Origin of the sequence: Aeromonas sobria, from assembly GCF_000820145.1 — a bacterium.
In the GTDB taxonomy this organism is placed as follows: Bacteria; Pseudomonadota; Gammaproteobacteria; order Enterobacterales; family Aeromonadaceae; genus Aeromonas; species Aeromonas sobria.
This window is the reverse complement of sequence record NZ_CDBW01000004.1, coordinates 1-12916: the sequence shown is the minus strand read 5'-3', so window position 1 is coordinate 12916 and position 12916 is coordinate 1. Positions and strand designations below refer to the sequence as shown.

The window sequence follows — 12916 nt, the reverse complement described above, 5'->3', positions numbered from 1 at the left end:
TTTCAGCATGAAAAACGTTTAAGTGGCGGGAACAGGACGACAAATCCACACCCTGTGCGTCTCTTGCAGCGATTCCCCATCGCGGGCCATGGCGCGCAAATAACCGAGTCTGTGGTGCCCTTCCAGCAGGCAGTAGGGTTGCGGCAGCGGTTGCCCGTTCGGGTAACTGCTCCCCTCTGCTGGCGCCAGCACGATGACAGGTTCGGGCCAGCTGCCTTCGCTCAGCATCTTCTCGCCGAGCCAGGAGCGGCGCACATAGCGGTTGCTGCGCAGCATCTCGCCCCAGCGCTCGATCACCTCCATATGGCGGGAGCCCACCTGATCCACCAGTTGCGCGGTGGGCCAGCTTTCGCAGCTGAACTGATGGCTGGCGAGATCGATAAAGCTCCAGTTGGACTCAAAACCGCGCCAATGACGGTAAATCCACTGGGAGAGCACATTTTCAGGAATAAAGGGCACCAGCGGCGCGACCCGTTCAAGATAGGCGGGCAGGGACTCTGTCTTGCGCTCATCCCTGAAGTTGAGGGGCGCCAGTTGTTGGAGCAATCGGTAATTGAGCATAAGTGGCCTCCCGGTACCTGATTTCACCCTACCCCCATTTATGTCCCATTCCTACCCCGGCAGGGCTGCAAATACAGCAAGTTATCCTGGTTTGCTGCACAAATAGCCGCAGCCTGTTCGGGAATTGTTCAATCACACTAAAAGAGTAAAAAAAGCCTTTACCTTTGACCCTCACTTTGTATAATTCGCCTCGTTTGTTGCAGGGGCGTAGTTCCAATTGGTAGAACAGCGGTCTCCAAAACCGATGGTTGCGGGTTCGAGTCCTGCCGCCCCTGCCATTTTCAGAAAGGCCAGCTCATTGAGCTGGCCTTTCGCATTTCTGGTATTTCCCTCCTGTGCTGTTGCCCCTCTTTGTTATCCATCATTTTCCCTGGCCCCAGTGGTTCGCGGGGTATGGCCTTTGCCCTTCGATCTAATTACTTCGGCACTTATTCGGCACTGAATAGCATGGAATAGTGATCTCCCTACAGCTTGCAGCGGTTCCTGTTGTTGATAGATGTAAAAATATACAGATTCACTAAAGTCTGTTCATATTGCGGCCGATAGCCCAGATCTCACGGGGTTTTCCCTGCCTGACACAACAACAAGGATTCGTCGTCATGACCCTCTCTTTGCGCGGCAAGCTGCTGGCCACCAGTCTTGGCGTGGTGCTGCTGATGGCATCACTGCTCGGCATCGTTGCCTTTCACACCCTCAAATCCCGCACCATGAGCGCCATTCAGAGCGAGGCGGTCAACTATGGTCACGCTTACTCGGTGGCGATCGGCGACTGGATGGCGGATCGCAAGAACACGGTCCATGCGCTGGTGAACCTGATCAGCGACAACCCCCAAGCCGAGCTGGTGCCACACCTGAAGCAGGCCTATACCTCCGGCAGCTTTGGTCTTACCTATTTCGGTTCCGCGCAGGGGGTGATGACCCGGCAGGACCCCTCCCTCAACACCGGCAACTATGACCCGCGCGAGCGCCCCTGGTATCAGGATGCGGTGAAGGCGGGGCAGCTGATCGTCACCGCCCCCTATGTCAGCGTCACCATGCAGAAGCTGGTGGTCACCCTCTCCGAACCAGTGCGCCATCAGGGCGAGCTGGTCGGTGCCGTGGGGGCCAATCTGGCGCTCGACAAGTTGATCGATGAAGTGTTGGCGATGAAGGTGCAGGGTGAGGGCTACGCCATGCTGCTCGACAGCAGCGGCCTCATCGTCGGCCATCCACAGAAGGATCTGGCGCTCAAGCCCATCGCCGAGCTGGCGCCGGGACTCTCTGCCGCCACCTTCCAGCAGTGGGGTCGCGAGAACAGCGAGCTGCACGCCGCCACCCTCGACGGGCGGGATGTGCTGCTGGCGGTACAACCGGTAGCGGGCACCGACTGGCTGCTGGCCATGGTGATGTATCGCGATGTGCTGGAGGCGCCGCTCAGCAACCTGCTGTGGCAGCTGGTGGGGCTGACGCTGGTGCTGATGCTGGTGTTCAGTGCCCTGCTCACTGCTACCTTCAAATACCTGTTCGCCGATCTCGGCCGGGTCGCGCACGCCCTGCACGACATTGCCCACGGCGAGGGGGATCTCACCGTTCACATCAACACCCACAGCAAGGATGAGGTGGGTCAGTTGGCCCAGAACTTCAACCAGTTTGTGGCGCGGCTGCACGGTATCGTCAGCCGGCTGCGGGATGTGACCGTCGAGCTGGCGGCACAGTCCCGTGTCCAGGCGGCCGGGGCGCAGGCTCGCAGTCAGCGGGTGCGCCAGCAGCAGGACGAGATCGTAATGGTGGCGACCGCGGTGACCGAGATGGCTTCCGCTACCCAGGAGATCGCCGGTAACGCCGAGTTTGCTGCCACCACCGCCACCGATGCGGTCGCACTGGCGGTCGCCGGCCAATCCCAGGTTGGTCAGAGTCAGCGCAGTATTACCGGTCTGGCGGACGAAGTGGCCGATGCCAGTCAGGTGATCAACGAGCTCGACAGCCATGCCCAGAAGATCAGCGGCATTCTGGCCACCATCAGCGGCATCGCCGAGCAGACCAACCTGCTGGCGCTCAACGCCGCCATCGAAGCGGCCCGGGCCGGTGAGCAGGGCCGTGGCTTTGCGGTGGTAGCGGACGAGGTGCGGGTGCTGTCGCGTCGCACCCACGACTCCACCGACGAGATCCAGCAGATGATCGAAACCCTGCAGCAGACGACCCGTCGCGCCGTGGGTGGCATGGAGACCAGCCGCCAGCTGGCGGGCACCAGCGTGGAGGATGCGGAAGCGGCCAACCAGAGCCTTGGCCGGATCAACGAGGCGATCGGTTCCATCAGCGATATGGCGACCCAGATCGCGGCGGCGGCCGAGGAGCAGACCTCGGTGACCGGCGAGATCAGCCGCAATACCGAGAATATCCGCCACGTCTCGCAAGAGCTGGCCGAGCAGGCGGGCAACGAGGCGGCGCAGGCAGCCGAACTCAAGTCACTGACCGAGCGACTGGAGCAGGAGATTGGCCGCTTCCGGCTCTGATCATCCCGCCACTTCAGCAACAGAAAGGGCAGCCCGCGGGCTGCCCCTTGTTTATTTATTGCCGGTGGCCGTCAGGCGGCGCTCTCCAGCTGCGCCAGATGGAAGGCGCGCCAGTTGCCGTCGGGCAGATAGTGTTTGCCCTGCTGCCACTGGGGGTCGTGCTGCACCACGTAGCGGTAGTGGTAGGCCAGCTGCTGACCGACATAGCGCCCTTGCTGCGGGTCGAAGATCTCTACCTCGACCAGCTGGCGCAGATATTCGCTCTGCGGATCATCCTCGCCGTGGAAGTTCTCCATCTCGTCGAGCGCCGCGATGGCGGCGGGGAAGTCGTCCAGCATAAACAGCTCGCCATAGACCCAGTCCTCCCCCTGCAACAGGGCCGGATAGCCCTTGTGCTGCAGGTGATAGAGGGCGCCGCGCACCCGGGCGCGCCGTGGCGGCTGGCTAACATGACCAGCCAGATAGCGCCGGTAGTTGAAGAGCCCGTCCATCAGACTGCCGTAGACAAACAGCGGGCGTGGCTGGCAAAGCGTCATGAAATCTCGCCACCCACGACCTTGAGGTCGCCATCCTGCTGCAGCACCACTGCCTCGATCGCCAGCGCCAGCGCACGGGTGATGTCGCTCATGGCGAGGCAGGGCTGGTTCACCTTGTCCGCCACCTGTTCGGTGATGTAGGGGACGTGGATAAAGCCGCCGCGCACCGCCGGGAACTGCTGTTCGATCAGGTAGTGCAGCTGGTACATGATGTGGTTGCAGACGAAGGTGCCCGCGGTGTTGGAGACCGCTGCCGGAATACCGTTCTCCTTGATGCGCTGCACCATCCCCTTGATGGGCAGGCGGGAGAAGTAGGCCGGTGCGCCATCGGTCTGAATCACTTCATCGATGGGCTGCTGCTGCTCGTTGTCGGGGATGCGGGCGTCGTCGAGGTTGATGGCGACCCGCTCCGGGGTAATGGCGAAGCGACCACCCGCCTGACCGACGTTGATCACCACATCCGGCTGGTGCTGGTGCATCAGCTCCGCCAGCAGGGTGGCCGACTTGCCGAATACGGTGGGGATCTGGGCCTTGATCACGGTGGCATCCAGAATGGTGTCGGGCAGGCGCTTTACTGCCTCCCAGGCCGGGTTGATGGGCTCGCCGCCGAAGGGGTCAAAACCGGTAATCAGAACTTTCATCATCGTCTCCCGAATTCTCAAAATGCCCAGTAGTACATGAGGGCGATATGGATCAGCACCAGGGTCAGTGCCATCGGCACCTGCACCTTGATCACCTTGTTGAGATCTTTCATCTCCAGCAAGGCAGCGGGCAGGGCGTTGAAGTTGGCGGCCATGGGAGTCATCAGGGTGCCGCAGAAACCGGCAGTCATGGCCAGCGCACCGGCGATCACCGGATCACCTCCTTGCGCGACCACGAAGGGAATGCCGATCCCGGCGGTGATGACGGTGAAGGCGGCGTAGGCGTTGCCCATGATCATGGTGAAGACCATCATCCCGAGGCAGTAGGCCACTACCCCGATGAAGGGGCTGCCCATAGGGACCACGGTGGAGATCCCCTGCGAGATGACGTCACCGACCCCGGACTTGTTGAAGATCACCCCGAGGGCGGCCAGCAACTGGGGCAGGATGCCGGTGATTCCCACCTGCTGGATCATCCGGTCGGAGTCTCCCACCACGGTGGAAGGTGTGGCGCGGGTCAGCAGCACAGTGATGACGAAGGCGATCACCGCCGCCAGACCGATACCGACCTGACCGCCGAGGGGGGTGAACTGGGCGATTACCACCGCCAGCAGGGCCAGCAATACGCAGGGCAAGAAGATCCGGTTGCCGATGCGGTTGGCATGGCGCTGGGACTCCTCTTCGCTCGCCTGCTCCAGCTTGCCGATCTTCACCTGCTTTAGCAGGGTGATGACCCCCATGGCGAGGATCAGTATCCCGTTAATCATGCTGGGGATATAGCTGCCGAAGGCGAACAGCACCCCGAGGATGGTCCAGAACAGCGCGGTGCCGACTCGTGCCGGGTGGTTGCCATCACGCAGGACGCGCCAGGCGCTGCTAAAGAGAATGACGCCGATCAGCACATAGAAGAATTCGAGCATATTGGGGATGAGTGCAGCCATTACTGTTGACCTCCCTTGCTATTGCTCGATGCATATTTTTTGGCCATCTGACGGTCGTACCACATATTGGAGGCGGCGACCATAAACAGAGCTATGATGGCAATCGGCATGGATGCCTTGGCAATATCGACGGCGGAGACGTTATATCCCAGCGAGTCGAAAGTGCCGACAATCAGCAATACCCCGGCGGAGGCGACGAAGGTATTTTGGGCAAAGAAGTTGCCGTAATTTTCGGTGGCTGACACCCGCGCTTTGATATATTCCTCGTCCTCTTCACTTAATTTCCCGTGTACCTTGCTGGCGGCAGCCTGCGTCATCGGGTTGACCAGCGGACGAATAAATTGGGTATGGCCCTGTACCCGCACCGAGAAGAGACCGGCCAGCTCGCGGATAAACATATAGAGGGTCATGAACTTGCCCGGGGTGAGCTTTTTGATCCGCTCGATCAGGGTGACCGCCTGCTGTTTGAGGCCGTAGCGTTCGCAGATGCCGATCATCGGCAGGGTCAGCAAAAACAGCGTCACCATGCGGTTGGAGACGAAGGCTTCACCCAGCAGGGAGAGGCATTCAGTAAAGGAGAGACCGGAGACCAGGGCGGTAGTGACGGCGGCGACCAGCACGACGGCCAGGGTATCGAGCCTGAAGTAAAAACCCAGCAAGATAATGAGTATGCCGCTCAGTTTAATCCATTCCAAATTGACCACCTCTCTCTATTTGAATATTTATGAGTAATTTTTAAATGATTAGCTGTTTATCACCGAACAAAAATGATGGCAACAATTAATCAGTTAAAGCGGCGTCGTTTGGGGTTTTCTGAAGTCTGTTTGCTGGTTTGTTGTGCAGATTTAAAGCGTAAGGAGAATATAAAAGGCTCATGTCAGTCCCTTTCTGCGACACCGTTTGGCGGTGGGGGAATATATTTCGGCTGGCCGTGAAAATAGTGGTTATGCCGATATCTGGTGTTGTCTTTTCATTTTCATCGATAGGTATCTGTTAATAATCTGACGATATGTTGGTGTGCTGTCATATACAGGCTGTTAATAGGGTGATGAGGTGGTGCGCACTGTCGTCATGAATCTGGGTTGACCGAAGAGGGCAATTCAACGCACCAAAACCGGCAGTGCGCAGCAGTCAGGCAGGGGGTGAATCGGAGCGGTTTGCAGCAAGGATGGGGGCAAAGGCGGGGGGGGGTTGCAAAAAACGGGGAGCCAGCAGGGCTCCCCGTTCGGACTCAAGGGGTCTGCTTGACCCAAATCAGCTGGTCGGTGGCAAAGCCCAGCCCCTTGGCTTTGGCGATCAGCGCGTCCACCTTCGCTTTGGGCGGATTGGGGGAGCGGGAGAGGATCCAGAGGTAGTCGTGGTTGTAGCTGGTCACCAGCGAGAGCTGGTAGTCGGGGTCAAGGTCGATGACGTTGTAGCCGCCGTAGAAGGGGCCGAAGAAGCTCACCTTGAGCCGCGCCTCGTCCGGGTCGCCGACGAAGTAGGCCTTGCCCTCGGCTTCGCGCCAGCTGCCATCGTTCTGTTTGCCGCGGTTGAGTACCTTGACGCCGCCATCATCCCGCAGGCTGTAGGTGGCGCTCACCTGCTCCAGCCCCCGCTCGAAGCTGTGGTCGAGGCGGGCAATTTCGTACCAGGTGCCGAGATAGCGATCGAGCTGAAAGCCGGTGACGGGGCGGATGCCGTCGGCAATCCCGGTACAGGCCGTCAGTAGCAAAGCGGTGAACAGGCAAAGTAGTGAACGCATAGGTAATCCCTCTCTAGTTATCCCTCGATGATGCGCAGCTGGCCATCCCGAAAGCGGGAGGCCTGATCTGTCGGCGTGCTGCCGAAGAAGCGCTTGTACTCCCGGCTGAACTGGGAGTTGCTCTCGTAACCGACTCTGGCCGCCGCAGTGCCCGCCTTGATGCCGTCGTGCAGCATCATGATGCGCGCCTTGTGCAGCCGAAACGACTTGATGTACTGCAGCGGCGAGGTGGCGGTGACCGCCTTGAAGTGGTGGTGAAAGGCGGAGACGCTCATATTCACCTCCCGCGCCAGCTCCTCCATGGTGAGGTTGTCGGCATAACGGGACTCTATCATACGCAGCACCCGGGCGATCTGGCCCACATGGTTGTGGCGATTGGCGAGCGCCTGCAAGGCGGGGCCACCCCCCTCAATGAGGGCGTGAAACAGCATCTCGCGCACCGTCTGCGGTCCCAGCACCTTGGCGTGCAGCGGGTTGTCCATCAGATCGATCAGCCGCTCGGCGGCGCAGAACATCGCTTCCGACAGGGGCACCGAGAGGACGCCGCTCTTCTGCGGGGCGGGAGCGGGCAGGGCATCTCCCAGCTCCAGCAGCAGTTCTTGCAGGGTGACCATGTTGATCTCGATGGTAAAACCGATAAGCGGCTGCTCGGGGGAGGCGAAACACTCGCACTCGCAGGGCAGCGGCAAGGTCATCAGCAGGTAGTGGTTGGGGTCGTAGCGAAACACCTGATCCGCCAGATAACCCACCTTGTGCCCCTGCAGGATCACGATCATCCGCGGCTGGTAGAGCACCGGGGTGCGGCCGTGGTACTCGGTGGTATAGATGAAATTCACCTGCTCCACCGGGGAGGGGGTGATGCCGGGGGCGGTGACGTGGCGGGTCACTCTGGCGGCGAGGTCGCTGTAACGGTTGTGCATGGGCGCTCTTTGACTCAACTGTTCCGGTTTTCGCTGCTTTGTAGAAATAGGCAAGAATCAAGCAGGATGTTGTCTTGATGGTAGGGTGGTTCTGGAGAAAAATGCAATCACGATTTCGCGGCCTGGCCGCCCTGACTATCAGAAGAAGGCAATGTCGATGAACAACTTTACGCTCCATACCCCGACCAAAATCCTGTTCGGCCAAGGGCAGATCGCCCAGTTGCGCGAGCAGCTCCCCAGCGATGCCCGCGTCATGATCACCTATGGCGGTGGCAGTGTGGTGCGCAGCGGCCTGCTGGAGCAGATCCGCAGCGAACTGGCTGGCATGACCCTGTTTGAATTTGGCGGTATCGAACCCAACCCGGCCTACGAGACCCTGATGGGTGCCGTTGAGCTTGCCCGTGCCGAGCGGGTCGACTTCCTGCTCGCCGTTGGCGGCGGTTCCGTGCTCGATGGCACCAAGTTTATCGCCGCTGCCGCGCACTACGATCTGGCCAAAGAGCCCTGGCACATTCTCGAGACCGTCGGCAGCGAAGTGCGCTCCGCCATTGCGCTGGGTTCAGTGCTGACCCTGCCGGCGACCGGTTCCGAAATGAACATGGGCGCCGTCATCACCCGTCGCAGCAGTGGCGACAAGGTGCATTTCTTCTCGCCGTTCGTAATGCCGCGCTTCGCCGTGCTGGATCCGGTGCTCACTTACACCCTGCCCGAGCGTCAGGTGGCCAATGGGGTGGTGGATGCCTTCGTTCATACCGTGGAGCAGTACCTCACCTATCCGGTCAATGCCAAGGTGCAGGATCGCTTCGCCGAAGGCTTGCTGCTGACCCTGATCGAAGAGGGCCCCAAGGCGCTGGCCGAGCCGCAAAACTACGAGGTGCGCGCCAACATCATGTGGAGCGCCACCATGGCGCTGAACGGTCTGATCGGTGCCGGTGTGCCGCAGGATTGGGCCACCCACATGCTGGGTCACGAGCTGACCGCCCTGCATGGTCTCGACCATGCCCAGACCCTGGCGGCGGTACTGCCCGCTCTGTTGCAGGCCAAGCGCAAACAGAAGCATGCCAAGCTGCTGCAATATGCAGAGCGGGTGTGGGGTCTGCGCAGCGGCAGCGAAGCTGAGCGCATCGACGATGCCATCGCCGCCACCCGTGACTTCTTCGAGCGGATGGGGGTCAAGACCCGACTGCGTGACTATGGTCTGAAAGATCTGGGTATCGATACCCTGATCGGCAAGCTGGGTGAACACGGCATGACCCGTCTGGGCGAGCACGGAGATATCGATCTGGTGCAGAGCCAGCATATTTATCAAGCTGCCTGGTAAGGGCCGTCAATCGGCGCCACAGGGGTGAAACGATTGAATTGTCGGGGCCGTCTCCCGCCATCTGGCGGCGAGGTGGCCCCGTTTTTGTTGAGAAAATGTTACTTCTGGGCATTTCGATACGATTAGTGAGACGAAAGCGGATTTCGTAAGAACAAAAAACGCTAAGATAGAGGGCCGGTAAAACATTTTTTTTGACTGGTTGGATCACTTTTTTCAGCCGTTTTTACTGGTATAAGCCTCTAATTTGGTTTGTTTTTTTTAATCGTAGCCTGGGATGGGCTGAATTCTGTACGAGTGCCGTCGGGACTGCGGTTGTAATAAAACTCCAAAATTTGATACTAATCACCTTCGCGCCTGAAAAGCGGGGGGCCTGACCATGACAGGAGGTTGAGGTAAAGCCTACTGATTTTCATAACAAAGAGCCCTGGACCTGCACTTTGGTCATGTCTTGTTTCATCAGAAGTGAGACACTGGGCAGCGATTGTTTATTAACCATCAGGGAATAGTCATGCAGATTGGAATACCGAGAGAGAGTCTCGCCGGTGAGACCCGGGTCGCAGCGACCCCGGCTACCGTCGAGCAGCTGAAAAAGCTCGGCTTCGAGGTCGCCATCGAGTCCGGCGCAGGCCAGTTGGCCAGCTTCGATGATGCCGCCTTCGAGGCTGCCGGTGCCAGCGTGGTGCCGAGCGTCTGGCAAGCCGACCTTATCTTCAAGGTCAATGCACCGACCGATGCCGAGATCGCACAAATTAAAGATGGTGCCACTCTGGTGAGCTTCATCTGGCCTGCCCAGAACCCTGAGCTGGTCAAGAAGCTGTCCGAGCGCAACATCAATGTGATGGCGATGGACATGGTGCCGCGGATCTCCCGTGCCCAGTCCCTCGATGCCCTCTCCTCCATGGCCAACATCGGTGGCTATCGCGCCGTGGTTGAAGCTGCGCACCAGTTCGGTCGCTTCTTTACCGGTCAAATCACCGCAGCCGGTAAAGTGCCACCTGCCAAGGTGCTGGTGATCGGTGCCGGCGTAGCCGGTCTGGCTGCCATCGGTACTGCCGGTTCCCTCGGTGCCATCGTGCGTGCGTTCGATACCCGTCTGGAAGTAGCCGAGCAGATCGAATCCATGGGTGGGGAATTCCTCAAGCTGGACTTCGGTGGCGAAGACGGCGCATCCAGCGATGGTTATGCCAAGGTCATGTCCGATGAGTTCATCGCCGCCGAGATGGCGCTGTTTGCCCAGCAGGCCAAAGAGGTGGACATCATCATCACCACCGCCCTGATCCCTGGTCGTCCGGCTCCCAAGCTGATCACCAAGGAGATGGTCGACAGCATGAAGCCGGGTTCCGTCATCGTGGATCTGGCTGCAGCAACCGGCGGCAACTGTGAATACACCAAGCCGACCGAGCTGTTCGTCACCCCCAACGGCGTCAAGGTGATCGGTTACACCGATCTGCCGGGTCGTCTGCCTGCCCAATCCTCCCAGCTCTACGGTACCAACCTGGTCAACCTGATGAAGCTGATGTGCAAGGAGAAGGACGGCAACGTAGCCATCAACTTCGAAGACGTGGTTCAGCGCAACATGACGGTGATCCAGGCCGGTGAAGTGACCTTCCCGCCGCCCGCCATCGCTGTCTCTGCCGCACCGCAGAAACCTGTGGCAGCCCCGATCAAGAAGGCCGAAGCAAAGCAACCTTCCAACAAGAAGTTTGTGTTTGGCGCCCTCGGCATCGCGGCCTTTGGCTGGATCGCCTCGGTGGCACCTGCCGCGTTCCTCTCTCACTTCACCGTATTTATTCTGGCCTGTGTGGTCGGTTACTACGTGGTGTGGAACGTCTCCCACTCCCTGCATACGCCGCTGATGTCGGTCACCAATGCCATCTCCGGCATTATCGTGGTCGGTGCCCTGTTGCAAATTGGTCAGGGTTCTACGCTCGTCACTGCGCTCTCGTTTGTCGCTGTGCTGATTGCCAGTATCAACATCTTTGGTGGCTTCACCGTCACCCAGCGCATGCTGAAGATGTTCCGTAAGGATTAAGGGGGTTTAACGTGTCTCAAGGACTGGTAACAGCATCCTATATCGTTGCCGCCGTGCTCTTCATCCTCAGTCTCGCGGGACTGTCGAAGCAAGAAACGGCCAAGCATGGCAACTTGTTCGGTATCGCGGGTATGGCTATCGCCCTGCTCGCCACCGTATTCAACCCGGAGACCAGTGGCGTGCACTGGATCATCCTGGCCATGGTGATCGGCGGTGCCATCGGCGTGCGGCTGGCACTCAAGGTCGAGATGACCGAGATGCCCGAGCTGGTGGCCGTGCTGCACAGCTTCGTCGGTATGGCCGCGGTGCTGGTGGGCGTCAACAGCTTCATCGATCTGCACCCCTCTGCCCCTGCTGAAGTGGTGGTTTCCGTCGGTTCCAATCTGGATGCGACACTGGCAGCCGCCCGTGCGGCGTTCGAACAGGCGGCCAGCGTCGCCCAGGTCGAGCACCTCACCGGCGCCATGCTGAACATCCACCTGGTCGAGATCTTCCTGGGCGTCTTCATCGGTGCCGTGACCTTCACCGGTTCAGTGGTTGCCTTCGGCAAACTGCGCGGTCTGATCTCCTCCAAGCCGCTGATGCTGCCGCACCGCCACAAGCTGAACCTGCTGGCGGTAGTCGCCTCTCTGGCGCTGATGGTCTACTTCGTCAACGCGGGCGGTTCTACCTTCGCTCTGCTGGTGATGACCCTGATCGCCTTCGCCTTCGGCTGGCATCTGGTTGCCTCCATCGGTGGTGCCGACATGCCGGTAGTGGTCTCCATGCTCAACTCCTACTCCGGTTGGGCGGCGGCGGCGGCGGGCTTCATGCTCTCCAACGACCTGCTGATCGTGGTGGGTGCGCTGGTAGGTTCTTCCGGTGCGATCCTCTCTTACATCATGTGTAAGGCGATGAACCGCTCCTTTATCTCCGTCATCGCCGGTGGCTTCGGCTCCGATGGCGTGGCCTCCACGGCTGATCAGGAGATGGGTGAATACCGCGAAACCAGCGCCGAGGAAGTGGCTGACCTGCTGAAGAACTCCAGCTCTGTCATCATCACCCCGGGCTACGGCATGGCGGTGGCGCAGGCCCAGTATCCGGTGGCTGAAATCACCCAGAAGCTGCGTGATCGCGGCATCAAGGTGCGTTTCGGTATCCATCCGGTTGCCGGTCGTCTGCCAGGCCACATGAACGTGCTGCTGGCGGAAGCGAAAGTCCCGTATGACATCGTGCTGGAAATGGACGAGATCAACGACGACTTCACCGATACCGATACCGTGCTGGTGATCGGTGCCAACGACACCGTTAACCCGGCCGCGATGGAAGATCCGGGCAGCCCGATCGCCGGTATGCCGGTACTGGAAGTGTGGAAAGCGCAGAACGTTATCGGCTTCAAGCGCTCCATGAACACTGGCTATGCCGGTGTCCAGAACCCGCTGTTCTTCAAAGAGAATACCCAGATGCTGTTTGGCGATGCCAAGGCCAGCGTCGAGGCGATCCTCAAGGCGCTGTAAGCACCCATCAGGTATCGCACCTCAAACAGGCTTCGGCCTTGATGCCAGTCAGTTAACGCTGACTGGCATTTTTTATGGGCCGTTGGTTAACTGGCGGGTGATTTGTCAGCCTCATGACTTGGTGAGAAGGGTATTCAGGGGTAACGAGGTGGCAGGGGGCTCATATCGAGCACCAGTGGCGCTCATAGTGTCGTTTCAGGCGGGCACCATCGGCATTAAAAAATCCGGCACC

11 protein-coding genes and 1 tRNA gene are annotated in these 12916 nt (G+C 59.6%); 5 read left to right on the top strand and 7 right to left on the bottom strand.

Annotation, left to right across the window (positions count from 1 at the left end):
* Window positions 1-18: 18 nt before the first annotated feature.
* The gene (locus tag BN1135_RS01470) at window positions 19-561 is read right to left on the bottom strand and encodes a hypothetical protein (protein WP_042018276.1); all 543 of its coding nucleotides are present in this window, start codon (window positions 559-561) and stop codon (window positions 19-21) included.
* Window positions 562-762: 201 nt separating this feature from the next.
* Here BN1135_RS01470 and BN1135_RS01465 point away from each other — a divergent pair.
* Both BN1135_RS01465 and BN1135_RS01460 read left to right on the top strand, forming a co-directional pair.
* A tRNA-Trp gene (locus tag BN1135_RS01465) sits at window positions 763-839 on the top strand.
* A 321-nt stretch (window positions 840-1160) separates the two neighbouring features.
* Window positions 1161-3053: a methyl-accepting chemotaxis protein gene (locus BN1135_RS01460; RefSeq protein WP_042018275.1), complete on the top strand. Its 1893-nt coding sequence runs from the start codon at window positions 1161-1163 to the stop codon at window positions 3051-3053.
* 71 nt (window positions 3054-3124) lie between these two features.
* On the opposite strand, the gene BN1135_RS01455 is transcribed toward BN1135_RS01460, so the two are convergent.
* From BN1135_RS01455 to BN1135_RS01430, 6 genes are all read right to left on the bottom strand, one after another.
* Window positions 3125-3589: a gamma-glutamylcyclotransferase family protein gene (locus tag BN1135_RS01455; RefSeq protein ID WP_042018272.1), complete on the bottom strand. Its 465-nt coding sequence runs from the start codon at window positions 3587-3589 to the stop codon at window positions 3125-3127.
* A complete protein-coding gene (gene pcp / locus BN1135_RS01450) occupies window positions 3586-4230 on the bottom strand; it encodes a pyroglutamyl-peptidase I (RefSeq protein ID WP_042018270.1) in 645 nt (214 codons plus the stop codon). Before pcp ends, BN1135_RS01455 begins: the two co-directional genes overlap by 4 nt.
* Window positions 4231-4247: 17 nt before the next feature.
* Window positions 4248-5171 (bottom strand): DUF979 domain-containing protein, encoded by a 924-nt coding sequence (locus BN1135_RS01445; protein WP_042018269.1) that lies wholly within the window; start codon window positions 5169-5171, stop codon window positions 4248-4250.
* Window positions 5171-5875: a DUF969 domain-containing protein gene (locus BN1135_RS01440; RefSeq protein ID WP_223290085.1), complete on the bottom strand. Its 705-nt coding sequence runs from the start codon at window positions 5873-5875 to the stop codon at window positions 5171-5173. The genes BN1135_RS01445 and BN1135_RS01440 overlap by 1 nt, the downstream gene beginning before the upstream one ends.
* A gap of 527 nt (window positions 5876-6402) precedes the next feature.
* Window positions 6403-6915 (bottom strand): lipocalin family protein, encoded by a 513-nt coding sequence (locus tag BN1135_RS01435; RefSeq protein WP_042018268.1) that lies wholly within the window; start codon window positions 6913-6915, stop codon window positions 6403-6405.
* A gap of 17 nt (window positions 6916-6932) precedes the next feature.
* A complete protein-coding gene (locus BN1135_RS01430; protein ID WP_042018267.1) occupies window positions 6933-7835 on the bottom strand; it encodes an AraC family transcriptional regulator in 903 nt (300 codons plus the stop codon).
* 157 nt (window positions 7836-7992) lie between these two features.
* On the opposite strand from BN1135_RS01430, the gene yqhD reads away from it, so the two are divergent.
* The 3 genes from yqhD (at window position 7993) to pntB (ending at window position 12684) form a co-directional block, all read left to right on the top strand.
* The gene (yqhD, locus tag BN1135_RS01425; protein ID WP_042018266.1) at window positions 7993-9156 is read left to right on the top strand and encodes an alcohol dehydrogenase; all 1164 of its coding nucleotides are present in this window, start codon (window positions 7993-7995) and stop codon (window positions 9154-9156) included.
* A gap of 508 nt (window positions 9157-9664) precedes the next feature.
* Entirely contained in the window at window positions 9665-11188 is a 1524-nt protein-coding gene (locus tag BN1135_RS01420; protein ID WP_042018264.1) for a Re/Si-specific NAD(P)(+) transhydrogenase subunit alpha, read from the top strand.
* A gap of 11 nt (window positions 11189-11199) precedes the next feature.
* The gene (pntB, locus tag BN1135_RS01415; RefSeq protein WP_042018262.1) at window positions 11200-12684 is read left to right on the top strand and encodes a Re/Si-specific NAD(P)(+) transhydrogenase subunit beta; all 1485 of its coding nucleotides are present in this window, start codon (window positions 11200-11202) and stop codon (window positions 12682-12684) included.
* The last annotated feature ends 232 nt before the right edge of the window (window positions 12685-12916 follow it).